This is a genomic window from Kitasatospora sp. MY 5-36, assembly GCF_001182915.1.
Taxonomy (GTDB): Bacteria; Actinomycetota; Actinomycetes; order Streptomycetales; family Streptomycetaceae; genus Kitasatospora.
Map to the genome: position 1 here is coordinate 1 of NZ_LFVW01000116.1, position 23690 is coordinate 23690.

The 23690-nt window shown below is 71.6% G+C and carries 21 protein-coding genes; 12 read left to right on the forward strand and 9 right to left on the reverse strand.

Annotated elements, in window-relative coordinates:
• Positions 1-2280: 2280 nt before the first annotated feature.
• Entirely contained in the window at positions 2281-2643 is a 363-nt protein-coding gene (locus AE652_RS09555; protein ID WP_049650796.1) for a hypothetical protein, read from the forward strand.
• Between the two features lie 542 nt (positions 2644-3185).
• On the forward strand, positions 3186-5405 hold the full coding sequence (locus AE652_RS09560) for an NACHT domain-containing NTPase (protein ID WP_234348316.1): 2220 nt from the start codon (positions 3186-3188) through the stop codon (positions 5403-5405).
• 559 nt (positions 5406-5964) lie between these two features.
• Here AE652_RS09560 and AE652_RS09565 read toward each other — a convergent pair.
• Together AE652_RS09565 and AE652_RS48980 are read right to left on the reverse strand one after the other, a co-directional pair.
• The gene (locus tag AE652_RS09565) at positions 5965-6165 is read right to left on the reverse strand and encodes a hypothetical protein (RefSeq protein ID WP_049650798.1); all 201 of its coding nucleotides are present in this window, start codon (positions 6163-6165) and stop codon (positions 5965-5967) included.
• Positions 6166-6328: 163 nt separating this feature from the next.
• Positions 6329-6460, reverse strand: coding sequence for a hypothetical protein (locus AE652_RS48980; RefSeq protein WP_255357406.1), 132 nt, complete (start codon positions 6458-6460; stop codon positions 6329-6331).
• A 653-nt stretch (positions 6461-7113) separates the two neighbouring features.
• On the opposite strand from AE652_RS48980, the gene AE652_RS09570 reads away from it, so the two are divergent.
• Both AE652_RS09570 and AE652_RS09575 read left to right on the forward strand, forming a co-directional pair.
• Complete coding sequence (locus tag AE652_RS09570; protein WP_049650799.1) at positions 7114-7422, forward strand: hypothetical protein; 309 nt, start codon at positions 7114-7116, stop codon at positions 7420-7422.
• Positions 7423-7850: 428 nt separating this feature from the next.
• Positions 7851-8822 (forward strand): hypothetical protein, encoded by a 972-nt coding sequence (locus AE652_RS09575; RefSeq protein ID WP_159028404.1) that lies wholly within the window; start codon positions 7851-7853, stop codon positions 8820-8822.
• A 134-nt stretch (positions 8823-8956) separates the two neighbouring features.
• On the opposite strand, the gene AE652_RS44935 is transcribed toward AE652_RS09575, so the two are convergent.
• On the reverse strand, positions 8957-9880 hold the full coding sequence (locus tag AE652_RS44935) for a hypothetical protein (RefSeq protein WP_159028405.1): 924 nt from the start codon (positions 9878-9880) through the stop codon (positions 8957-8959).
• 482 nt (positions 9881-10362) lie between these two features.
• Here AE652_RS44935 and AE652_RS46265 point away from each other — a divergent pair, with 482 nt between their 5' ends.
• The 3 genes from AE652_RS46265 (at position 10363) to AE652_RS09590 (ending at position 13399) form a co-directional block, all read left to right on the forward strand.
• Positions 10363-10659 carry a hypothetical protein gene (locus AE652_RS46265; RefSeq protein ID WP_159028406.1) on the forward strand — a complete coding sequence of 99 codons (297 nt, stop codon included), beginning with the start codon at positions 10363-10365 and terminating at the stop codon, positions 10657-10659.
• A 753-nt stretch (positions 10660-11412) separates the two neighbouring features.
• Complete coding sequence (locus AE652_RS09585) at positions 11413-12165, forward strand: hypothetical protein (protein ID WP_063780113.1); 753 nt, start codon at positions 11413-11415, stop codon at positions 12163-12165.
• 1030 nt (positions 12166-13195) lie between these two features.
• Positions 13196-13399 (forward strand): helix-turn-helix domain-containing protein, encoded by a 204-nt coding sequence (locus tag AE652_RS09590; protein ID WP_049650803.1) that lies wholly within the window; start codon positions 13196-13198, stop codon positions 13397-13399.
• A gap of 544 nt (positions 13400-13943) precedes the next feature.
• Here the strand turns inward: AE652_RS09590 and AE652_RS09595 are convergent.
• Positions 13944-14306, reverse strand: a complete 363-nt coding sequence (locus tag AE652_RS09595) for a hypothetical protein (protein ID WP_159028407.1) — start codon at positions 14304-14306, stop codon at positions 13944-13946.
• A 28-nt stretch (positions 14307-14334) separates the two neighbouring features.
• On the opposite strand from AE652_RS09595, the gene AE652_RS09600 reads away from it, so the two are divergent.
• Positions 14335-14817 carry a hypothetical protein gene (locus AE652_RS09600; RefSeq protein WP_159028408.1) on the forward strand — a complete coding sequence of 161 codons (483 nt, stop codon included), beginning with the start codon at positions 14335-14337 and terminating at the stop codon, positions 14815-14817.
• Between the two features lie 44 nt (positions 14818-14861).
• Here AE652_RS09600 and AE652_RS09605 read toward each other — a convergent pair whose 3' ends face one another.
• The 3 genes from AE652_RS09605 to AE652_RS09615 form a co-directional block, all read right to left on the reverse strand.
• Complete coding sequence (locus tag AE652_RS09605; RefSeq protein ID WP_049650806.1) at positions 14862-15110, reverse strand: hypothetical protein; 249 nt, start codon at positions 15108-15110, stop codon at positions 14862-14864.
• A gap of 204 nt (positions 15111-15314) precedes the next feature.
• The gene (locus AE652_RS46270; protein ID WP_159028409.1) at positions 15315-15560 is read right to left on the reverse strand and encodes a hypothetical protein; all 246 of its coding nucleotides are present in this window, start codon (positions 15558-15560) and stop codon (positions 15315-15317) included.
• Positions 15561-15896: 336 nt separating this feature from the next.
• Positions 15897-16346 (reverse strand): hypothetical protein, encoded by a 450-nt coding sequence (locus AE652_RS09615; protein ID WP_049650808.1) that lies wholly within the window; start codon positions 16344-16346, stop codon positions 15897-15899.
• A gap of 636 nt (positions 16347-16982) precedes the next feature.
• On the opposite strand from AE652_RS09615, the gene AE652_RS46275 reads away from it, so the two are divergent.
• Positions 16983-17645: a hypothetical protein gene (locus tag AE652_RS46275; protein ID WP_159028410.1), complete on the forward strand. Its 663-nt coding sequence runs from the start codon at positions 16983-16985 to the stop codon at positions 17643-17645.
• A gap of 115 nt (positions 17646-17760) precedes the next feature.
• Here the strand turns inward: AE652_RS46275 and AE652_RS46280 are convergent, their stop codons facing one another.
• Positions 17761-17901: a hypothetical protein gene (locus AE652_RS46280; protein WP_159028411.1), complete on the reverse strand. Its 141-nt coding sequence runs from the start codon at positions 17899-17901 to the stop codon at positions 17761-17763.
• Between the two features lie 857 nt (positions 17902-18758).
• Here AE652_RS46280 and AE652_RS09630 point away from each other — a divergent pair.
• The 3 genes from AE652_RS09630 to AE652_RS09640 all read left to right on the forward strand — a co-directional run bounded on the left by AE652_RS09630 (position 18759) and on the right by AE652_RS09640 (position 21476).
• Positions 18759-19748 (forward strand): malate dehydrogenase, encoded by a 990-nt coding sequence (locus tag AE652_RS09630; RefSeq protein WP_049650811.1) that lies wholly within the window; start codon positions 18759-18761, stop codon positions 19746-19748.
• A gap of 497 nt (positions 19749-20245) precedes the next feature.
• A complete protein-coding gene (locus AE652_RS48010) occupies positions 20246-20620 on the forward strand; it encodes a MauE/DoxX family redox-associated membrane protein (RefSeq protein ID WP_369808281.1) in 375 nt (124 codons plus the stop codon).
• A gap of 64 nt (positions 20621-20684) precedes the next feature.
• Positions 20685-21476 carry a thioredoxin domain-containing protein gene (locus tag AE652_RS09640; RefSeq protein WP_063780114.1) on the forward strand — a complete coding sequence of 264 codons (792 nt, stop codon included), beginning with the start codon at positions 20685-20687 and terminating at the stop codon, positions 21474-21476.
• An 886-nt stretch (positions 21477-22362) separates the two neighbouring features.
• Here the strand turns inward: AE652_RS09640 and AE652_RS47325 are convergent.
• Positions 22363-23652 carry a DUF4157 domain-containing protein gene (locus tag AE652_RS47325; protein ID WP_234348317.1) on the reverse strand — a complete coding sequence of 430 codons (1290 nt, stop codon included), beginning with the start codon at positions 23650-23652 and terminating at the stop codon, positions 22363-22365.
• Between the last annotated feature and the right edge of the window lie 38 nt (positions 23653-23690).

Sequence of the window (23690 nt, forward strand, 5' to 3'; positions counted from 1 at the left end):
GGGGGGCGGAAGGCCCTAAAGGGCCTTGCCCCCGGCCTGGCGGCCGGGGCGCCGCTGACGCGGCGTCAGCCGGGGGTGCCGCCTACGGCGTCACCGTGCGTGGTGTGGCCTCGGCTGCGCCTCGGCGGGCGGTGCGGGGTTGGGGGTATTCGCCTGCGGCGAATACGCGGGGTTTGTGCGGGTGGTTGGTGGTGGGCGTCGGGCGTCGCTGCGCTCCGCCCTGTCGTGGCATTGTCCCGGGCCTACGGCCCGTCAATCGGTCGGCATTCCCGTCTTGTTGGGCCGGTGTTTTCACGGCCCTACGGGCCGATTGGCTGGCAGGGTTTCCCGGGCTGCGCCCGGGGGTGAGCGTTGACGATGTGAGGCGGAATTCGGGTAGTGGCCCATCCCTCCGGGGCGGCGGGGTGCCGGCCGGGGCCTGCGGCCCTCGGCGTTGACGATGTGTCGCGGACTTCCGGTATCAGCCACAACCCCACCCCGGGGGCCCTCCCCCGGTCCCATCCAGTGACCGGTCCGGTGACCGGTTCGCCGGCTGATTGCTGGGCTAGCGGCCCAGCCGCCATCCTCGGGGCGGGGCCTGCGGCCCTCGGGAGCCACCTCCGGGCCACCGGTCCGACACGGCCTCCCCGGCCCCGGTGGCGGGCCCTCACCGGCGCCCCGCACGGCGGTGCCTGACCAGCCCTCAACCGCAGACTCCCGACCGGAATTCGAGAGCGAATCCGGCGGCGTTCTGAACACGTCTTCTGGAACGCCGTACAGCCCTGTCCCGACCATCCCTGGACGGGCACGAGACGCGAACATTCCAACATCACGGCAACCATCCATCCAAGTCCTATCCGACGGAATTCCTGGCGAGAATTCGAATTCCCTCCCGCTCCCTTTCTGGCGGCAATCCGAAACCCTTCCTGGGCGCAGCGGACGGAAATCGAATTCAGGCACGCCGGAAAGGGGCCTACGGCCCTCAACGCCGACACGGCGACCGCCATTCCAGACCACCCAGGAAATCCCTCCCAGCATCACCCGGGCAATTCCCGGAGCAGCGACACCAAACCGAACACCGACGGCCAGGACGGCGGCCACGACGGGGCCCGGCACCGGGCAACGCGGACAGGACGGCGAGGCAGGCGGGGAACCGCCGAGGCCGGCCCTCCCCGCGGCCACCACCCCGACCACACCCCGCCACCCCGGCGCCCCGGACGGCAACCAGGACCACCGGCACCTGGTGGTCGCCAGCACCGGCAGCAGCCACCACCCGAACCTCCCCCGCGGCCCCGTCCGGCACCCTTGTCGCACCCACCTGTCGCGCCCGGACCACACACAGGGAATCAGGGGTATCCGCCCACGTCACAACACACGACAGCACCCCCGGCGCGACACCAGGCGCGACAGCACCGGGACGGCCTCCTGGGGAGGCCGCCGAGGCCTCCCCAGGAGACGGGACGGCGGCGACCAAGACATCCTCCCCGACGGCACCACCCAGGGCGGCCTGACGGCCACCCAGCCGTCCGACGCAGGGCGCAGCGGCGCAGCAGGACGACGCACGGCCCGGGACGGCGGCACAGTGAGGCCCGGACAGGCCCGAACGGCGACGGCGGCGGCAGGCACCCGGACGGCCACCCCGGCCCGCGCACGGCCCCGGACAGCGGCACAGCGAGGCGGGCACGGGCACCGGGAACTGCGGGAAGGGCGAGCACGACCTGGACGACGGACCCGTCCCCGTCGGCGGACCCGGGACGACGGCCGGGCAGGGGCACAGCAGGCCCGGGACGGCGGCACAGCGAGGCGGGCACGGGCACGGCCGCCGGGGACGGCGGGCCCGGCGGCTCCACCCCGGACGAAACCGAACACCAACCCCCGCCACCACCCCCACACCCACAATTCCGACCCGAATCCACACCACCACCCAGCGACCAATTCGAGAAAACAACCAGACCGAATTACCAGCGGAATTAACCGCCCAAAAAAATACCCACACCGCCGAACCATCCCCAACCGGCCCGGCCCGCCCCACCGACCCCACCCACCACCACACACAGTCACCAAGACAGCCAAGCCACCGACCCGGCCGAACACCCCGACCCACCCAACCAAAGGTCCAGACAACCCCGCATGCGGGGCCATTCCACGCCCACCAACACCAACAGGTCACACCCAGCGAGCTTCGGGTGGTTCCATCACCAGGAGACGGCGACGCAACCACCGGTGCGGCCCAGACCAGCGGCGGGGGCGGGCAGTACGGGCAGTACGGTCGGTGCAGGACCGATTCCATGGAGTGCCGACGTGCGCCGCTACCTGCCCGACCCGTCCGTCCCCACCGTCGACCCGCGCCAGGCCGTCCTGACAGCTCTACGCGCCGCCGACCAGGCCCACGCCGCCCTGCTGGCCGTGGCCTACCCGCCCAACGCCTCCCACCCCGGATGGCTCGTCTCCGGGCTCGACCCCGCCACCGGCGACATCGCCTTCCGCTTCGACACCGCCACCACCGAGTGGGACCAGCCGGCCGTCGAGGCCCAGCTCCGCCACCACGGCTACACCTCCATGGCCGGCCTGCTCCACGAGGACTGGACACCCCTGCCCGACGACGCCGGGCTCAGCACCCACCTCCTGGACGCCCGGCCACCCGGCCACCGCGACACCTGGTAGACCCGACAGACCCCTGGCCCGCGCCCTCGGACGCGACACCGCCTCGGCGGTGCGGAATCGGCGCCACAAGCCGCCGTCGTCTCTCCGGCACAGCGGCGACCCCGGGGGACGAACCCGGCACCGGCCCGGCGACGCCGAGCGGCCCGGTGGCCGGACGGACGACCGCACGACGGCACCCGGCCCACCGGCCCCGTCAACCGGCGCCGCAGGCCCACCCGACCCGACAGCGCACCAACCACCCCCACCACCAAGAGAACAGGAGCGCGGGGGCTTTGGGGAACGTTCGGTGGCGGTTGTACGGCTCCGTGATCCTTAACGGCGGATGAAGGACGGGTCTTGTGGTCGCCCACCGCAAGTCGACTGTTCTAACGTTGCGTCATGTCAGCTTGTTCAAAGGCCAGTTGTGCCTGCTTGTCATACCGGCGCCGTGTCCTGTCCGCCACGGGGGACGGGGGCCTGCGGTGAGGCCGGGGCCCGGGTGGCGGGGGCATCGTCGCCTCTGGCTGTGGCTCGCGTGGGGCGGTGCCTCGGTCCTGGTGGCCATGCTGGTGTTCGCGGTGGTACAGCCGGCCTGGAGCGGGACGATTTCGTTGTCGGACCGGGTCGCCCTGCTGGGCCTGGCGGTGGCCCTGCTGAGCCTGGTGGTCGGCCTCCTCGGGCTGCGCCGCCCAGTGGAACGGGACACCGCAGGTCTGTCGCGCGGCTGGGCCGCCACGCTCGCCGGACAGGTCGCGGAGGCTGAGGAACAACAGTGGCGGCAACTGCTCGGCGCCGACACCCAGCGGATCAACCTCACCTTCACGCTCCGCGCCGCGCCGTCGCGCGCGGCGCAGGCCCCCGACGCCGGGCGGCTGTTCGACGGCACACCCACCGTCCCGGACGTGGCCGCGTACTACCGGGGCACCCGGCCCCGCCGGCTCGTCGTCACCGGCGCCGCCGGGTCAGGCAAGACGGTCCTGGTCCTGGAGCTGATGCTCGTCCTCCTGGACGGGCGTGGTGAGGACGATCCCGTGCCGGTGCGTCTGTCCCTGGCCTCGTGGGACACCCGCGTCCCGCTGTCCGACCTGCTCGTCCGGCGTCTCGTCGAGGCCTACGGCTGGCCCGCCTCGATGGCGGCCGAGTTGGTGCGCCACCGTCGGGTGCTCCCGGTGCTGGACGGCCTGGACGAGATGGACTCCGTTCTCCCCGACGGCGGGCCAGATCCGCTGGCCCCCCGGGCGCTGGAGGCGCTGCGGGCCCTGAACGCCTACCAGGAGGGGCGGGAGGCCGGCCCGCTGGTGCTGACCTGCCGTACCGCCCACTACGACGTCCTCGCCGCGCGTGCCCGTCTGATCGACGCCGCCCGCATCGAGATCGACGCCGTCCCCGCCACCGACGCCCACACCTACCTGCGCCAGCGCACCGTCGACGGCGACCGGTGGGGCCCCGTCCTCGACGCCCTGCGCGACGACCCCGCCGGCCCCCTCGCCGCCGCCCTGTCCACCCCCTGGCGGCTGTGCCTGGCCGCCACCGTCTACGCCCACGACGGTGACCCCGCCGACCTCCTGCAACACACCACCCCCCACGACCTCGACGCCCACCTCCTCGCCCGCTTCATCCCCGCCAGCCTCACCCTCCACCCACACCCGTCCCACCGCTACCACCCCGCGGACGTTCACCGCTGGCTCGCCCGCCTCGCCAAACACCTGGAAGCCCCCGCCCCCGCTGACGGCTCGGCCGCCGGGGTAACCGGAGCTGGCACCGACCTGACCCTGCACCGGCTGTGGACGCTGGGCGGCCCCGGGCTGGTGCGCGGCACCGACGCACTGCTGTCCGCCCTCACGGTGCTCCTGCTGCTCGCCCCGATCCACCTGGCGGCCAACAGCCTGCCCCTGCCGGATTTGTTGGTGCCCCTCTTCATCCCGAAGGGCATGTCGTGGTTCGATTGCCGCGGTCCCTTCGATCAGGCGTGGGCCATGGACATCGGCATCGTGGCCGCGGTGGCCCTGACGGCCGTGTCCACCGCGATCTCCCGGGCGGAGCGCCCGGCCGGATCTGACCTGAACCGGCTGTGGACTGCGTCGGGGCGCCGTCGTGTGCTGAGGGCACTCCTGATCTCCGTTGCCGTGGGTGTGACGGCCGGCGTCGCAATCTGCCTCGTCTACCAGGCGGTGGAGGACACCACTCCCGAACCACGGGTGTGGGAGGAGGGAGGCCCTCTGCTACCACTGCTCACCTGGGGGGCCGTCGGGCTGTTCGCCGGGCTCGCGGCCGGGCTGGCCATCGGGCTCACCTCCGCGCTGCGGGTGCAGCCAACTGCGGCTGTCGCTCCCCGCCGCATCATCCGCGGAGACGCCGTTCTCGGTCTGATATTGGGCCTGGTGACCGGTTCCCTAGTCGGGTTCGGGGTGTTCGCGCTGGTCTACCTGATTCCCGGCAGCAACTACGGAGAAGAGGTCCGTGTCACCGAGTTCACCTACGTCTATATCCCGCCCATCCGTCTCGCCATAATCAGCGCCAGCATCGGGCTCGTGGTCGCGTTCGCGACCGGCTTCCTCAGAGGCGGCGCCAGGCGGTACCTGGCCTTCATCCTCTGCACCCGCGGACGGCTGCCCCGACGGCTCGGAGTGTTCCTCGACCACTGCTGCGACGCCGGACTGATGCGCCTGTCCGGCTTCTCCTACCAGTTCCGCCACCGCGAACTCCAGCATTGGCTCACCGCCCACCCGGACCCCGTGACCGGCGGCACCGACCCGGTGGGATCCCCGGCGCACCACTCATAGCCCGCCCTGGACCACACAGAGGAAACCGGCCCGGCCCCCGCCCCCAGGCGCGTGGACCTACTCGACGTTGATGAGAATCTCCGGAATTCCCCGCCCCCGCTCACGATTCCCCAGCTCATTGAGTCTTGAAGCGAGTGGGGAAGTTCAGCGAGCGGGGGTCGGGGGGCCGCCCGTCCGTTGAGTGTTCGGCCCGCCCCGGCCCGTCAAGGGCGCCTTCGGCGTCGCTGGCGCGGTCTGGCTGACGGGCGGCCCCGGGGGTCTGGCGTTTCCCCAGGTCAACCACCTGCAGGTGGGGAATCAAGGTGAGCAGGTCTGGCCAATGCCCGATTCTGGGGTGGCCGTTTTCCGCGAGCGCCATCAGACGTCGGCCAGGTCCACGCCGTCGTCAGCAGCCAGGCTGGTGGCCGCAGCCCGTACCGCCGGGCTGTCGAGGGCCAAGACCCCGACAACGGAACCAAGGCATAGCGGCGAGCCTCCCACGCAGTGGCAGCCGCCCCCAGTCGACTCAAACAACCCGACGACCCCACGGCGGCGGGGCCGCCGAGGCGCGGGAAGGGCTCTACCGTAGGCGCAGGTTGCCCTTCGCGTCCACGATGATGGTCAGCTCTCCATCGAGGTTGTCCCGGAGGATCTTGGCGAGCTGCGCCCCGTCGAAGGGATGCCGGGGAGGGGGGAGCACGGCCCCGGAGCCGGACGGCTCCACCACGCTGTCGCCCCAGGTGGAGTCGAACAGGAACGCGTCGACGATCGTGCGCGCCATGGTGAGCCCTTCTTCGAGGTGGCCGGGCGATCACCATAGATCCCGCCCATGGACTGGCGGAAGAGCCGCCCACCATCAAAGCGTCAACTCCGCATCCGGCGCGCCCACGGACAAGCGGTGATACCTGTATCCGGGCCGCCCGCTCGGTACCTGTAGGCCATGATCACCACCACCGGCGCCTGATCGGGGTGTCCTGCTCGGCCCGGGCAATGTCCTCCACCCAGTGGGTCCTGCTGGCCGCGCCCCTCGCACCGGTGCTCATCATCGCCTCGCTCGCCGCCGTCCCGGCGCTCATGCTCCTGCCGTTCCTGCCCGACGGGACGCCGCGCGCCGACAGCTCCTCACCACACGCACCGCGACCGCCCGCACGCTCCTGGCCTGGAGCCGACACGACGGACCCCGACCCGAGCGAGGCAAGGCGGGTCGAGTTCGCCGAGGTCGGCGGCGAGCCGTACGACCCGGGATGGCACCCAAGGCCGCCGTCCGCCCGGGCTCCGCGCGGGATCCGGCGGCCTGACCTGCCCGCGGCCGGGTTCCGGCGCCCGGCCCGGGAGCCCGTCGGCCCGGCCTCGGAGGCCGAGGCCCGGCGGCTGACCGGGGAGCTGCGCGCGACCGCGGGGGGCCGCCAAGTTGTCGGTGCCGTCCGGCACGATCGCGGCATGCGGACCAAAACGGCAGGCACCAGCCAAGGGCGGAACTTCCATGCGCTGGCCGAGGCGGCCGGCGCCATGCTCTACATCGCGGAGTGCGGCGAGCTGAACGCCCTGAAGGTCGGTGTCACAAGCCGTGCCAGTCGAACAAACCGAGTACGGCGGCATGCCCAACACGGGTGGCGCACCACGGCCGAGATCCCCTTCGAGGACGGCCGACAGGCCTTCGTCGCGGAGCAGGCCGTCCTGGCGTTCCTGCGGGTGTGCGGCGCGCGCGAGACCCCTCAGGCAGGAGCAGTTGCCGCAAGGAGGCTACACGGAGACCATCGCGTTCGCCCGGGAGGCTCACCTGAGTGCCGATCAACTACTGACAGTCGCCCGGATCGCTGCAGGGACGGTGAAAGCCACCGAGCACCCGCTCTACATCATCCCGATGATCAGCCGTCGGAGCATCACGGCCATAGCAGAGGCGATCGAGGAGAACGAGGCCATGGACCGTGACCGTGCTGGCCGCAAGCGGGAAGCGGACGAGCTCGCCACCGAGGTCCTTGTTGCCGTCGACAAACTCAAGGAAGCCGTGGAGGCCTCCATGGCCCGCCTGCGGTGACGCCGGACCGGGGCGAGGCGGCCGCCCAGGTGGACCTCGGGGACGAGGACCAGGCGCAGCGGCACAGTCCAGCCGGCGCCCCGCGCTGCAGCTGGTCCCCCGCCGACGAACCCCCGTAGATCAACATTCGGCAGGCCGAGTGACCGGGATCACAGGAGAGTCCGGCGGATTTTCTGTCGCTCCGCTGCGCTCCCACCGCCGAAGAGTAGAACCACTTCGACGGAAGGATCACGATGGACCGCAACAAGCCCACTCCGGTTGGGCACCGGGCCGCCCCTGCCGAACGGCAGGCCGAGCCCCGGAACCGGGGGGCCCGGTGAAGGCGTTCCTGATGTCGGCGGGCGCCGAGACCGTCGGCGCCCTGGCTGCCGCCACGCTCATCGCGACCGGCGCCTGGGCTTTCCGGACCATCAAGCGGAAGAGAGGAGGTGCAGGCGATGACCACGCATGATTCGCTGGCCGACAGCCTGTCGCCGGGCCTGATGCAGCTCCGTTCCATCAGCCACGACCTGCTCCGCCCGGGCCTGCCGCCCCTCCCCCGGATCCGCGAGATGTTCGCCATCAGCGGCCTGGGGGCAGAGCTCGACGGGGCCTACTCCGTGGCCGCCGACGGCTCGGACATCGAGATGCTTTCCGGCGGCACGCTCTTCGCGCAGCTCAACCCCATGCACACCTACCAGGACCAGGTCGCCCGTCGCGTCGAAGCGATGGCTGGTCAGGCGGCGCCGACCCGGCTCGACCTGACCACGCCGGAGCACGTAGTCGGCGTCCCCTTGCTGGTACGCGCGTTCGCCGCCCGACAAGCGGCTCTACACGGCCATGACGACCACGTCGGCAGGTTCCTGCGCGCCCTCCCGAAGGTGAACGACGGCCCCCAATGGCGGGAGGCCGCATCCACCGCGCTGCTCAGCAACAACTGGTTCTACCCGGACCGCGAGCCCGACCGAAGCGCCCCGGACGCCCTGGCCGTGCTCATCGCCAAGATCATGAGGACGCACCGGCAACTGGTGCCGTTGTGGAAGCGCACCGTCAATGGGAGGCGGCTCCGGATGCTGGAGGCGCCGGTGTACGAGGGCATCTCGCTGCGGGAGCTGTTGGCCAACCGCTCGCTGCCGGAGGACCCACTGCTCGACTGGCTCCCTGGTGACCGGCGCTTGGCGGTCATCCTGAGCCGCCTCGCCCCGCCAGAGCGGGACGTGGTACTGGCGTTCGGTCGCCCGGGGGTGACGACCTGGGTGGCGGCCGCCGAGGAGGCCGGCGCTGCGGACCCAGTGGCGTTCAGCAAGCGGGTGCGGCGCAAGGTCCGACGTCTGGAGGCCGACGAGCGCCGACGGGACCGTCAGCGCGCCGACGGGCCCACCGGGCTCTGGACGCCCCGAATGGACCGCGGCACCGCATAGGCAGAAACCGCAGGGCCGTCGCCGGATCCGGCGACGGCCCTGGTGTGTTCAAACGAGGTCGGGGGCGGTGCGCCGCCGGGATCAGGGGTGAGGAGGCCGGATCGCCTGCTGCTCGGAGGGGGTGGCCGGTGCGCTCACGCGCTGATGCCGTCCCTCACCGGGTAAAGCTCGGCGTGCAGAAGCCGCTCCTGCCACCACGGGTCAGCCGGGGCCGAGAAGCGAGCGGCCAGCAGCTCCCGACGCGTCGGAGCGGGCAGCACCAGCGGCCCCAGCTCCTTCTCCTCCCGGTCGCTGTCGCACTGCGGGCACTCCAGCCGGTCCGGGCCAGCCTTCTCGGTCAACTCCAACACCGACCCTGACTTCCCGCCGATCGAGCTCCCGCACGTCCAACACGGACGCAGCCGCGCGTTCGCCGCCCGGGCCGCCTCCAGCCGCGCAAGGGCCCCGGCCTCCCGTTCCTCCTCGCGCCGCTGCTGCTCCTTCTCGTGGCAGTCCCAACAGCGGCCGCCGGGGCGGCGGGTCCACTCCATCTGTCCTTCGGGCCCGTACTCCCAGGTGCTCTCCTCTTTCGGGACCCGGCCGCAGTCGGCGCAGGCGAGAGTGCGCATCAGCTCGCGGTGAACCTGACGGGCCTTCTCCTCCCGGGCGTCCTGGCGCTCGTCGTACGCCTGACGGGTGTCCGGGCTCTCCAGCGCCTCCAGGAGGCAGTAGCGGGCCCCGTCGCGGCCGTAGCGCCACCACACCGGGCCCATCGGGCCGTGCTCGGCCAGCAGATCCAGCGTGGTGGCGATGACCGGCACCGCGTCGTCGTACTCCCGCCAGCCGTCCCCGCCCGCGTCGTGGGCGCGGATGGTCCACCAGGACCCGCCCCAGTCCTCGCGCGCCAGGTCCGCCACCGCCCGCTGGCGGTTGGCCAGCGCGACCGGTCCGGCGTCGGTGACCACCAGGGCGACCGGCGGGTACCCGGGCCGGGAGTGGCCCGGCCAGGTCCGGCGCCACCAATGCACCGTGCGGTCGGCCGGCTCCTCGTCGGCCAGCGCGGGGTCGGTGCTCTTCACCTTGGTGCGGAACAGCTCGCGGTAGGCGGTGAACTTCGCCGCAAGGGGCCTGAGGCGTGGCGTCCGCCGCTTCGCTCCTACTGGTGCACCTGCTCCCGCGCCTGGACCTCCGTGAAGCACGGCCGCCGGGACGGGCTCGGCGACCGGTGCGACCCGGCCGGCCTCATCGACCGTGCCCGGCAACGCCAGCTCCGCGAGCGCCCGGTCATACACCGCCGGATCCACCCGCCCCTGTCCAGGCCGCACGCCGTGCAGAACACGGCCGGCCTGCCGTTCCCGCTGGACCGCGCGGTGCGGCGTCCCCAACGACGGCACCGGTTCGGCACAGGCGTGTTCCGGATCGCTGTCGGCCTGCCCGGTCAGTTCCCGGTGCAGCGCCGCCACGTTCCCGCCCAGCTCGGAAAGCCGGGACCACAACACGTCCGTGACCGAGAAGCCCGCCACGGCGCGGAACCGGTTCCACACGACCCGACCGCCGGGCGATGGCCAGCCAGTTCCACACCGTCCGCACCGACACCCCAGCCGACTCGGCCGCGATCCGCACATGCACCGACGACAACTGCCCGGCCTCGTCCACCGCGAGCAGCCGCCGCATCACCACCCGCCGCGTCAACGCCCGCTCCCCCGAACGGGACACCAGCGGACCCAGATCAGCCACGGAAACCGACTCCTCCTTAAGCGAACCAAGCGGCGAGGACATGGACACGGGAACCCACTCCCCCACCACGGCAACGCACACCGGAATGAGCAACCCCGTGTCAGCCACCTACCACGCGTGATAGAGGCAACTCGCAGACCATGACAGCTGCTTGTTCACCTCACAACAGCCAAGATCCACGACATCGGCTCTGAGAAGCCCCGCTCAACGAGTCTTTGAGCTCAGCCAGCCTGCTGCCACCCAACCCGCTGACACCACCCCACCCACTCACAAGCGAGAAGGACCCCGCAGCGCAGCGAGGCCCGGACGGCCCCGGACGGCGGAAGCAGGCACGGGACGGGGCACGGCCAGGACAGCGATGGACGGCGACGGCCAGGTCCGTGATCGCCTGGGCCGCGACCCGGTAGGTGTCCGCCGGCAGCAGATACCGGCCATCTTCCCGCCAGGCGTTCACCGCCGCGGCCACGGCCAGGTAGTCCAGCACCTAGTCGCCGAGGTAGACGACATCCCGGATCCACCCCGGCCGCCCCGGCAGCACACAGACACGATCCGGACCGGCTCCTCGCGCAGTCTTCACCACCCCACCCTCCCAACCCGCGCAGCCGGACGGAAGAATCCCCGACAACGGATCTCCTGGGCCACCAGCAGAAGGCCAGGCACAGGCCTCCTGGGCCACCACCAGGGCGACCTGACGGCCAGCCGCCCCGGAACGGACCTCCACGGCGGCCTGACGGCCACCCAACCGTCCCGCCAGGCCGCCGAGCACACCACCAGGAGAAAGCCGGCCCCGACAGCCCGACCAGCACGGGTACCTGCAGCTCCAGACGGTGCCCCAGGACAGCCAGCACCTGCAGGCCGTCGGTAGGCTGACGGCATGGCAGGCCTACTACGGTTCGGCGCGCTGCTGGCGCACCTGACGGGCCACCGGGCGCTCGGCTCCGCCACGCTTGCGTCAGCGGCCGGCATCGACCCGGCAGAGCTGCAAGCCGTGCTCGGCGGGCAGCCGCCGACCGGACGGCTATTGAGAGACCTCGGACCAGCACTCGGCCTGCACGCCGCCGACCTGTTCGTCCTCGCCGGACAACCGGTGCCCGACGACCTGACACCGATCACCCGCAACCCGAACTGGTCGATCAGCACCGTCATCTACAACGCGATGATCATGCCCGCCGAGAACCGGCGACCGCTGCTGGACGCGATCCGGGCGCAGCCCCTGGTGCGGCGTGAGGGGCGTGGCGGGGTCGACCGGCCGTACCACCGGTACGAGCCGGGCTTCGGCGCGGTGCTCCTGGGGCTCGCCCACAGCCGGAACCTCACCTGGCCAAGCACGGTCAGGGCCCTGTACGCGGTCACCGACGGACGGATCTACCTGTCTCCGTCCACCATCGGCGGGGTCGGCCGCGGCACCGTCGAAGCAACCCCCGAGCTGGTAGCCGGCTTCGCCGGCGTGCTCGGTATCCCCGCCCCCGACCTCGCAGCACTCGGTGGCATCCACCTACCCGACGACCTGCCGCCGCTCCACACCCGGGCCGTGGACCTGGCCACGGTCATCTGGGAAGCCCGGCGTCTGACCACCACCCAGCTCCAAGACATCGAACTCACCTCCCGCCACCTCGCCGGCCGCTGACCCACCTCCCCCACCAGGGCGGCCTGACGGCCACCCACCCGTCCAGCCGTCCAGCGACGGCGCAGCGGACGGGCACGGCCTCGACGGCGACACGGCCCCGGACCGCGGCCAGCACAGCGGGACGGCGACGACGACGCAAAGGGGCCCGGACGGCCACCCCCGACCTACGCACGGCCCCGAACGGGGCGGAGCCCGGACGGCGTGCCCGGCCTGGACGGCGGCGCAGCGGGCGGGCAGGGCACAGCGGGCCGGAACGACCCAGACGGGGCGGGGCCGGCGGCTCCACCCCTGGACGAAACCGAACACCAACCCCCGCCACCACCCCCACCCCGCAATCCCAACCCGAATTCAGACCACCACAGGCAGCGAATCCATAAAAGCAACAGCACGGAATACCCGGCAGAATTCACCCCGAAAACAACCCACAACACCGGGCCGACCCCCAAGCGGGCCGACCCGGCCCTCCGACCCCACCAACCATCACACACAGTCACTGCCCCAGTCATCCGACACCACCTGCCGGGCGCCTAGACAGGTCCGACTAAAGGTCTAGACAATATGGCCTGTGGAGCCATTTCACGCCCAACGGCATCGACAGGTCACACCCTCCGGTGGGGATGAGCTACTTCTCTCCGTGGCTCGCGTGTGTTGCTCGGCGCCGGGCATCCGCGGCTTCCGCGCGGGCCTGCTTCGCTGCCCGCGCGGCCAGGCGCACGGGACAGAACCCCTCCCCCGTCCGGTGGTTCACCGCCTGGCGCAGCCTGCGGCCAGCGGGAGCCGCGGGCGTGGCGGCGGACGGCTCTGGGAGGCACGCTCAGGAGGGCCGCGAGCAGGTGGACCGCCGCTGGGCGGCCTTGTCCGGGCTTGAATGCTCAGCGGGCCGTCGGCGTACCGCTCCAGCAGCACCAGGAGCCGGGTTCGGCCTACCCCGCCTCACCCCGCTGTCCGGTGACCTCCTCACCACCTGGACCCGACACCGCACCCACTAAACCCCCAGCCATCCCGGGCCCAGCCAGCCCTCACACGCCCGGTGACGCACCCGCCAGCGGACGACATCCGGCTCCTGACCATCGCGGATGCCACCGCGCTGCTGCGGCTGACCAAGCTGACCGTCTACCGCCTGGTCCACTCCGACGACCTGTCGGCCATCCGGACCGGCAATGCCTGGTACGTGCCCAGGGACGCCGCCCTCGACTACCTCCACACCCTCGACGTCGCCCAGCCCCGGGACTGACCTCTCCCCCAGCCTGCGGCGGACCGCAGACACCCGCAGGGCCGACAGCACGGAGGCGGGCCCCGGAGAGTTCCCGGGGCCCGCCTCCGTAATGACTGGTGGCGACCGCGCGAGCAGGTGAAGGAGCAAGCCGCCCGCACCGGCAGCCAATGCCTTGCCGAGTACGCGGCCGCGGTGCTGGCCTGTAGCCGGGACCTGGACCCCGAGGACGAACGCGACAATCGTCTCGTTAACCGCCATCACGTGCTGGGCACCAGTACGGGCAGCGCCCCGGGCCGTACAGTTCGGATTCGCAATCTATCGGCAGGCCAGCAGAGGCAGCAGAATTTCGGCCCGGGTCGCCAGTCACGGTCCGGATCGTAGCCGCTGCGCCTAGCCGCCTTCGGTGCTTTCGGCCCGCGAGCCGCAAGGGGTGAAGCGCGGGCGCCCGGCGCATGCCGTCCCGGCCGCCCCTCGCTCCGCCCGGCCCTGCGCGGCCTGGTACTGGGGCCCACCGGCGACGGGGCGGGCGCGCGCGATCAGGGCGGGCCCGCCGGGCAGGCCGTCAGATGTTGTGCAGGTAGGCGAGCTGGACGGTACGGGCGGCCTGCTCGGCGGTGTCGTGGAGCATCGCCTCCTGGGTGGCCTGGTCCCCGATGAAGCACCTCTCGTACACCGCCACCCACTGGTCCGGTCCGCCGAGACCGGCCAGGCCGCGCTCGACCCAGCCGACCTGGTGGCCCTCGCCGAGGACCAGGAAGACGTCCGGCTGGACAGTCCATCCGGCCAGCGACCAGAAGCCGCTGGACACCACCGCCCCGATCACCGCGGCCGCCATCAGCCCGCATCCCAACCCGAGCGGCTGGATCAACGCGGACGGCACCGTCACCCTCACCGCCACCGACGAGCTCAGCGGAGTGGCGGGCATCACCTACAGCGCGACGGGCACCCGGACGATGCCCCTCACGACCGTCCCCGGCGACACGGTCGACCTGACGATCGACCAGGAGGGCGAGACCGTCCTCACCTTCCACGCCACCGACCGCGCGGGCAACACCGAGACGGACCGAACCCTCACCGTCAGGCTCGACAGGACCCCGCCCGTCTCCACGTTCACCACCGCGCCCGAGACGATCTTCGTCGCCCAGCCCGCGGACGGCCCCCACGACGACCAGTACATCACCGGCACCGCCACCGACACCGGCTCGGGCGTCGACCACGTCGACCTCACCTTCGTCCCGCAGGTGCCCGGACCGACGCTGGTCCGGCCCGCGGCCCTCACGTGCACCGACGCGGCACGCCGCGAGTGCACCTGGCGGGTGCGGCCGCCGGACGGCCTCGGCATCTACCGCGTGACCTCCACCGCCACCGACACCGCGGGAAACACCGAGACCCCAGGACCCGGCATCCACGTCATCGTCGTCCGTACACGTCCGTGAGCCACCTCCCGCCGCGGGGCACGACAAGGGGAAGCGCGCACGCCTCAGGGTTCGTCGTCCACGGGGACGGCGCGCAGGCGCAGGTGCCAGGTGGCGGCATCCAGGCCGGCACCATCGCCACCGCCCGGGGACAGTACCTCGTCGACACGCGAGCGGGCGATGATCCACTCGTTCCACTCCCGCTCGGCCACCACCGGCTCGGCCTGGATACGGTCGGCCTCCGCCTGCAGATCGTCCACACGACGGCGTGCATTCAGCTCACGCTGTTCCAGCAGCCCCACAACCGACGGCATCCCGACCTCCACATGAGCGGCGACTCAACACGTCACCACTTCCCGAGGCCACCGACCCTATGCCTGACCAGCAGAAACGCAACCCTCACACCCGGAAAGACAACAGCCACTCACCACACCCGCAACACCCGGAAACCGTCTCGAAGGAACAGCAACTCCCTCACCACACCCGCGAAACCACCAGCCCAGCACCCACCGGCCGGCTCAGATGACCGGCAGGCTGGTGAGCAGTGGCGGGGCGGCGAGGAGGAGTGCGAGCGCGACAGCGGTGAACGGGAGGGTGAGGACGGCTGCCAGGGTGTGGACGCCTCGTGGGAGCCGTGCCTGGACTATGAGCACCATGCTGCAGGCCAGCATCAGGGCGATGGGGAAGGGCGGCTGGTTCCACCACAGGGCGGGTGTGGCCAGGAAGGCGGCGCTTGCCGCGGCGACGGCGACCGCCGTGCGCACAGGCGTATCCGCGAGTGCGCAGATCGTCCCCGCAACGGCTCCGCCGCCGGCGGCCAGCGCGGTCAGCCAGGCCAGGGCCGTGATGCTCTGGACGATCTGGCCGAACAGGACACCTGGGACGAGGAAGCAGGCCGAGGCGGTCGCCAGGCACGCCGAGGCACGCCGAGGCCGCGAGCAGTGCCCACAGCGCATACCAGGGCGCGGCCGGGCGGGCAAGGGGTCCCAGGTAGGTCAGGGCCAGGGAACCGACGCCGAGCAGGGCGAAGTGCCACAGCCTCACACCCGACGAACGTGCGCGCGGAGTGAGAGCGGCCGCGGGGGCGCTGTGGGGCATGGTCAGACCATCCGGAAGAAGTCGGCACGGTCGTTGGCCTGGTCGCCGACGTATCCCATGGCCTGCCGGGGCTTCTCGACCCACAGCCGGTAGTACTTCGGGGCGACGATGTAGTCGCCGACCTCGATCGAGTAGCCGGTGTTGTTGACCCAGGAGGAGATCTTGTCGCGGAAGTTCCAGGCCCCGAATTCGGTGACGCCGTGCCAGTTGCTCCACTTGAGCATCCGCCCGTTGCCCGGGCCCGACTGGCCGTGCTCCTGGACGCCGTTGAAGTTGCCGTTCTCGTAGAAGCAGTACCAGCCGCTGCCCGGCGTCCATCCGCGCGGGCAGCCGAACCAGTAGTTCACCCCACGGGGCTGCTTGCCGGATGCTTCGGCCTTCAGCGAGGCCGGTACGGGGAACGTCTCGACCGCCCTCCCGCCCTGGCCGTCCTGCCACTCGATCTCGTTCACGCCCGTCCGCGTCCCTCCGGGTGTTCTGGCCAGGGCCTGCGTAATGTCCGCTTCCAGACGCGCCCGTGCCTGATCCTGCGTCATGCCCGTGTACACACCGCCCTCGGCGGCGGTCGACGCCCCGGCGGACACCGCGGGTATGACAGCCGTCACCGCTGCTGCCACTGCTCCGACCACAGTCGCCCGCATCCATGTCACCACAACAACACCCCACACCTCTTGTTTTGAATACGATTCGTACAGCCGGTCCCGGTACCGGCTGGCGCCGGGACCGGAAACGATCATCGTGTACGCACCGCGTCAGGCGAGACGGCCCAACAGCCCCAACCCGGTCTCACCAACGTCCTTCGCCCGGCAGGACCTTCGCCCCGGCCACCGGGACAGCGGGCAGCGGCTGCCAGAAGGGAAACCCGGAGCGGGTGTACGACTCGGCAGAAGTTCGCTGCACCAACTCCCATGACGCCCCGGACCCTTGGAGGGACGACTCCGTCCAGGCCAGGCACGTTCGCTCCGCCCGGGAAGCCCGGGCGGGGCACACCCGCCCCCTGGGCGACGATCTTCCGATTCGGGCCTGGAGTCACCGGGACACCACGTAGCGTGGCTGGGTCTTGCCGTTCTGAAGACCGGAGATCGCACGTGCTCGGCCAGGCTGCCGAGCTCCCGCTCCACATCGCTGCCGGGGTGCCGCACAACGCCGCGCTCCTGTCGCTGACCAGCCCAAGCGCCGAGCAGCGCACCACCCGAACTTACGGCCTGATCGCCCACCAGGCCTGCCAGCGGTTCGACATCCCCGTGCCCTTCACCGCCGGCTGGCTGATCTCCGCCATCAAGTGGGGCGGAGGCAGGACGGAATCCCTCCCCGCCCCGGAGCTGCTGGTCGAGGGCGGAGGGGCGTACCGACTCGCCGCCGAGCTCGCGTACATCGCCGGCACCGGCGAGGAACGCCACCGGCTGCGGGCGTTCGTCGAACGCCACCGCCCCGGGATCTGCGCCGAGGAGACCGCGGCGCAGCCGGGCGGCCTGCGCCGCCCTGTGGGAGCAGGCCGGGCCGGGCGGCCGGGGCCGGGCATGGGAGCGGCGCCGGCGCTGCTTCCCGCGGCTGCTGGTGGTCCTGGTCGGCACGGCGGCCGCCGGGGTACGCGGCGCGGTGGCGGACCTGCGGCTGGCCTCCAAGGAGAACCCGACCGTCGCCGCCCGGATCGATGGCCTCGTCCGGCGCGGCCCGTCCGCACCCATCTGGCACCCGCTCAGCAGCAGCGGGCGGGCTTGCGGGTGGACGGAGTTGTAGGCGGCGCGTGAGAGCCGCGGGTGGCCTGCTCAGTCGAGGTCAGCGGATGCCAGGCCACGGCGAGCACCAAGTACGGGACGGCTCCCGGGCACGCGGCACCTGGCCTTCCTCGACCGCCGGCCGGTCCTACCCGGCAAGCCTTTGGTCGTCCCCGAGTGGCACCTGGAACACGTCGTCACCGACCTGACCGAGCACGAGCACCTCGCCGTCATGCGCACCGTGCGGATGGTCGCGCTGGGCGCGCTGGGCGCCGAGGCCGTCCGGCACGCCGTCGCACCCACCATGACGCACTGCCCGAACAGGGTTCTCCCTCCGCCTGTGCGGATCGGGAGGTACGGATCGGGAAGCGCCGGCCATGGTGACCGGCCGCACAGCGCACGGCGTGTGCGGGCATCGCCCGCGTGCGCGCGGAGTCGGCGAGGTTGATGTCGGGCCTTGACCGAAGGGCTCGGGTTCCACACTGATGGCCATAGAAGTGCTCTATGGCCGCATAGGTCGTGGCGGCTACCGCGAGCCGAGAAGTCGTTTGATGCTTGCGGCATGCCTGGTTCGCGTACGTCTGGTCATCGGTCAGGGAGACGCCTGACGCGGGTGCGTCGGCGAGCGTGGAGGTCAAGCGGAAGGAGCACGACGGATGGACGGCGGACATACCCCGGGGATCGGCGGCGGGCGCGACCCGGAAGGCGAGGTGCGGCCGCCCGAGCGGTCGCCGACGTCAGCGCCCGTCCCCCCGCCGCGAGGCGTTTCGCCGACCGTCCCTGGGCGTCTGTGCGTCATGTCCGACAGGTCCCGGCGCGGCCTCCTGCAGCAGTACGCCGTCCGGTCCCGGACGGAGGACGGGGTCGGGGCGGCGACCCTCCGAGCCGCCATTCTCCAAGCCTGGTCCCAGTTGCCGCGCGGAGAGGTGCCGGAGCGTCCCGCACCCTCCGCCCCGCCCGCCGGCCGCACCCGCACCGGACGTGTGGAAAGCGGCTCGGCGCCCCGCCCCGGGCCCGCAGACCCCCGAGCCGGGAACCGGCGCACGGGCCCGTCCGATCCCTCGCCGGGCCCCGGCCGGGGGACCGGTCCGGGGCGCACATCCCCATCACCCACTGTCATATCCACCCTGCTGTAGCGAGGTTGCCATGAGCCGTACTCCCGTGAACGTCACCGTCACCGGCGCCGCCGGCCAGATCGGCTACGCGCTGCTCTTCCGTATCGCCGCCGGCCACCTGCTCGGCCCGGACGTGCCGGTCGACCTGCGTCTCCTCGAGATCACTTCGGCGCTGAAGGCCGCCGAGGGCACCGCCATGGAGCTCGACGACTGCGCCTTCCCGCTGCTGCGGAACATCACCGTCACGGACGACCCCAGGACCGCCTTCGACGGCGCCAACGCCGCGATCCTCGTCGGCTCGCGGCCGCGGACGAAGGGCATGGAGCGCGCCGACCTGCTGGAGGCGAACGGCGGGATCTTCCGGCCGCAGGGCAAGGCCGTCAACGACCACGCCGCCGCCGACATCAAGGTCCTCGTCGTGGGCAACCCGGCCAACACCAACGCCTTGATCGCCCAGACCGCCGCCCCGGACGTACCGGCCGAGCGCTTCACCTCCATGATGCGCCTCGACCACAACCGCGCCGTCTCGCACCTGGCCAGGAAGACCGGCGCGCGGGTCAGCGACATCAAGCGCCTGACCGTCTGGGGCAACCACTCCGCCACCCAGTACCCGGACATCTCCCACGCCACGATCGCCGGGAGGAACGCCGCCGAGGTCGTGGCCGACGCGCGCTGGCCGGCCGAGGACTTCATCCCGACCGTCGCCGAACGCGGTACCGCGATCATCGAGGCCTGCGGTGCCTCGTCGGCCGCCTCCGCCGCGAACGCCGCCATCGACCAGGTGCACACCTGGGTCAACGGCACCCCCGAGGGCGACTGGACCTCGATGGGCGTCCTGTCGGACGGCTCCTACGACATCCCCAGGGGCTTGTTCTGCTCCGTCCCGGTCACCGTCAGGAACGGCACCTACGAGATCGTCCAGGGACTGGAGATCGACGAGTTCTCCCGCGCCCGCATCAACGACTCCGCCGCGGAACTCGCGGCCGAGCGCTGGCTGGTGCGCGGCCGCAGCCTCATCTGAGACGCGCCACCGCGATCCACGCGGCCCGGCGCTGCGCGTGTGTCCTCCCTCGTCACTCGTACGGGGCCGAGCCGGCCACCCCACGGCAGGGTGCAGGAGGCCCGCGCGTGCGTGAGTCCGTGTGCCCGGTCCCTGCCGTGGGACCCAGCCCCGCCAGGGACCGGGCTGTCCCTCCTGCGAGCCGGTCATCCGCAGCCCCCGGCAGAGTCGGACCGTGTTTCGGCGCGCCACGGGCGAGGCGCTGAGCGGCGTGCTCAAGGCGAGAACTTCCATCGCCGTAAGGCTTACCGGCACACCGCTCCGACTGCTCCGACTCAAGCCGCATCGACACATCCAAGATCAGGGGTCAAAGGCCGATGAGATCGAATCCGACAGAGGGAAACCCACACGATGTTCCGTCGTTGAGGGTGCCGACGAAGTATCGGGCCCTACCGTGGGTGGGATTTCTGGCGAGAATCGGGCTGGCCGCGATCTGGTTCACGGCGGGGTGAGCCAAGATCCAGGACCCGGGCACGGCGGCTTACGCGGTGCGCGCATACCGTCTTCTGCCTGATTCCCTGGTGAACCCGGTCGGCTACGGGATCCCGGCACTCGAGTTGTGCCTGGCTGCCCTGTTGCTGGCGGGCTTGAAGATCCGCTGTTCCGCGATCCTGTCCGCCGTGCTCCTGGCGGGTTTCCTGATGGCGATCGTTCAGGCCTGGGCCCGCGGTATGAGCATCGACTGCGGCTGCTTCGGCGGCGGCGGCGAAGTCGATCCCGGGGACACCCGATTCGCCGTGGAGATCCTGCGCGACCTCTGCTTTCTGGCGATGAGCGCGTGGCTGATCCGGCGCCCGAGGACCCCATCGTCCCTCGACTCGTACCTTCACTGACCCGTAGGGCACCTCTTCCGCCCGCGGCCGCCGCGCCACCCCCGAATATCCGATTGGTTTTTCCGTGAGCAAGTCCCGCAGGACCACCGCCGTCTCCGACCGCGCCCGCGAGCGCATACAGCGCCAGCGCGCAGCCGAGCGAGCCCGCCGGAACAGGAACAGGGTTATCACCGGCGCCCTCGCCACCGTCGTGGCTGCTGCCATCGGAGTCACCATCGCCGTGCAGTCGGGCAAGGCGAAGGACCCCCGCCCCATCGTCCCCCCGGCCGGCGCCATCGGTGACCGGCAACTGGTCATCCCCGTGGGAAATCCCGACGCCCCGGTCACACTCACCGTCTACGAGGACTTCCGTTGCCCGGGCTGCGCCCAGGTCGAGGGGATACTCCGGGACACCATCAACAGGCTGGAGGACGAGGGGAAACTCCGCATCGAATACCACGTCCTGTCCCTGGTCGACAACATCGTCCGTGGAAAGGGTTCCAAGAACGCGGCCAACGCGGTCGCCGCCGCCCAGGACGCGGGCAAGTTCCGCGAATACCACGACGTCCTCTTCGCCAACCACCCGAAGAGCGAGACCAAGGACACTTTTGGTGACAAGAACGCCCTCCTCGCTCTCGCCGACAAGGTCAAGGACCTCAAGACGCCCTCGTTCGTCGCGGCGGTGAACGAGGGCACCCACGACACCTGGGTCAAGGAGGTCCAGCACACCTTCGACCAGCAGACGAAGATCCAGGGGACACCTGCGATCTTCTTCGAGGGCACGGACCTCCTCAAGGACACCGGGCACCCCCTGACAGCCGAGCGGCTGACCCGGATTGTCGACGACGCTGCGGCGGGCCGGACCGGAACGCCGTAATGCCAGTCCTTGAGCTCGCCCCGTCAGCGGGGATCGCTGACGGGGCGTGAGGCCGGTTCACCCGGTTTGACCCGACGAGTGACTGAGAGCGCGAGCGGGTGGCTCCGGTGACACCTCACCGGAGCCACCCGCCGGCCCACTCCAGGCGGCGGCAGCACGGCGAGGAGCGCTGGGAACAGCAGCAGGGAAGAGCGGGAACGAGCAATGGCGACAGTGGACCAACCGATCGGTCCGGCGGCCCGGAGTCCTCGTACCGCGTCCACAAGGGCACCATGCTCCAGGTCGCGGGCCAAGTCGGCGCGGCGCCGCGCAGACGGTCCGCAGCGCACAGGACCGCGGCGGCCTCCCCCAGCAGCTCACCGGCGAGGCGGACGGCGGGGCCCCGGCCACCAGGGACGAGCCCGTCGCCGACGGCGGGCGGGCCGACACCACGGTGGTACCCGCACCGACACCCGACAGCCACGACACGTTCACGGCCGCCGAGACCGAACTCGCCACCGCCGCCCGGACACTCCTCGGCGACCCGACGTCCGGCCTGTCCAAAGCCGTCAGCCGACAGCTCTACTGGCACACCACGGCCCTCGCCGCCGACAACACCACGGTCCTCCCCGCCGCCCGCCAGGCCACCGCCGACCCCGCCCACCGCCGCGGCCGCCTCCGCCTACCCAACACCCCCCAAGGCCGACGCCTCCACACCACCTACCAGAACGCCTGGAACACCACCAGAACCGGCAACGGGAACGGCACCGCGACGAGGCCGGGCAGAACCGGACGGCGCGCGGGCAGGCGGCGGCCGGGACAGAGCCAGACGGCGCGGGCGGGGCGGGACTGGCCAGGGCGCGGCGACGGCGGCCGGGACGGCGGCGAGCGGACCCTGTGGATCCGGTCAGAACGCGCTGAAGCCGCTCTCCTCCGGTCCGCGGTGACCAGTGATGTCCGTCAAGGGGACTCCCCCGATGAAATCCATTTCCTGGGTTTTGCCGAGGGGACCGATGACGGCCGCGGTCGCGGTCTCCAAAGACGTGCTGTTGGCGTAGACCGTCGGCTTGGTCAGCAGTTTGCTGCGTGCGGCCGGCGGGGCGAATTTGTGCCAGCCGCTGACCTGGATCCGGTAGATGTACCGGTCGTTGGCGGCGTACCCGCCGCAGTCCTCGTCCAGCGCCGCGGAGACCAAGGTCCGCAGGGAGTTGCTGACATGGGCCTGGGCGTAGAGCTTCGGGTCCTCAAGGAACGTCTTGAGCTCGTCCGTGACGCGCGTGGGGATGCGGGACCTCATCCCGCCTGCCTCCCGGATGGCCTCGGGGGGGCGCGTATCGGCTCGGTAGCAGACCAGGTCGGCCGGTGCGGCAAGCGTGTACCCGTGCTCGGGGGTGTCGGACTGTGCCTGCGCGGGTTCTGCGGCGGCCGACGTCTGCCCGGCCGAGTTGCTCTGGTCGGCGCTGGAGGTCCGCACGGCCCCGCCGCTCCTCAGGTGGTCGGGCTTTTTCGGTACGGACGGCGGCTTCTTCTTCCCCTCGGTGGGCGCAGTCTGTACGGCGACCGGGCCGCCGCGGCCCTCGTGGGCGGCACCGACGGCGGGGGCAGTCCGTGGCAACACGGCACGTTGCGCATCGAGCGGTGCCTGCATGACGCGCCGCGCGTTGGCCCCCGCGGCGCGTTCGAACTTGTCGGAAGCGTCGGAGACGCGGAGTCCGTTGCCCATGTCCGTTCCGGCTACAGGGCCCTGACGCTGCTGGATGACATGGGTCAGTTCATGGGCGAGGGTGCGTTTGTCCCCACCGCCGGCGCCGATGACGACATGGCTGCCGGACGTGTAGGCGCGGGCGCCGATTTCGGTGGCCGACGCACGGGCGGCGTTGTCGTCGTGGACGCGCATGTCGGAGAAGTCCGCGCCGAGCCGCGCCTCCATTTCCTGGCGCACTGGCTCGCCGAGGGGCTTTCCAGCGCCGCAGAGCACGTCGTGGACGGCGGAGCGCTGCACTGGTGCGGGCGAGGTCGCGATCTCCTGGCGGTTCTCCTGGTGGCCTCGGCCGGCGCCGTGCTCGTGCTCTCCCCGGGCCCCGGGATGGCCGGCGCGGCGGAGCATCCGGACGACCACGTCGTTGCCCGCGGCAGCCTGTAGGCCGAGCAGGCCATGCCGCGCGGGCGGGGCGGATACGGGCCGACGGGCAGGGATACGGCCGAGGCCCGCCCCGGTGTGGGAGCCGGCCTTCT

Bases quoted from the DNA above. Each gene is read 5' to 3' on its own strand.
- AE652_RS09600 (WP_159028408.1), top strand. From the start codon at position 14,335: ATGCCCCTCACGACCGTCCCCGGCGACACGGTCGACCTGACGATCGAC.
- AE652_RS46265 (WP_159028406.1), top strand. From the start codon at position 10,363: ATGGCCAGCCAGTTCCACACCGTCCGCACCGACACCCCAGCCGACTCG.
- AE652_RS09585 (WP_063780113.1), top strand. From the start codon at position 11,413: ATGGCAGGCCTACTACGGTTCGGCGCGCTGCTGGCGCACCTGACGGGC.
- AE652_RS09595 (WP_159028407.1), bottom strand. From the start codon at position 14,306: ATGCCCGCCACTCCGCTGAGCTCGTCGGTGGCGGTGAGGGTGACGGTG.
- AE652_RS09560 (WP_234348316.1), top strand. From the start codon at position 3,186: ATGCTGGTGTTCGCGGTGGTACAGCCGGCCTGGAGCGGGACGATTTCG.
- AE652_RS09565 (WP_049650798.1), bottom strand. From the start codon at position 6,165: ATGGCGCGCACGATCGTCGACGCGTTCCTGTTCGACTCCACCTGGGGC.
- AE652_RS09630 (WP_049650811.1), top strand. From the start codon at position 18,759: ATGAGCCGTACTCCCGTGAACGTCACCGTCACCGGCGCCGCCGGCCAG.
- AE652_RS48980 (WP_255357406.1), bottom strand. From the start codon at position 6,460: ATGAGCGCCGGGACGGCGGCGAGCGAGGCGATGATGAGCACCGGTGCG.
- AE652_RS09605 (WP_049650806.1), bottom strand. From the start codon at position 15,110: ATGCCGTCGGTTGTGGGGCTGCTGGAACAGCGTGAGCTGAATGCACGC.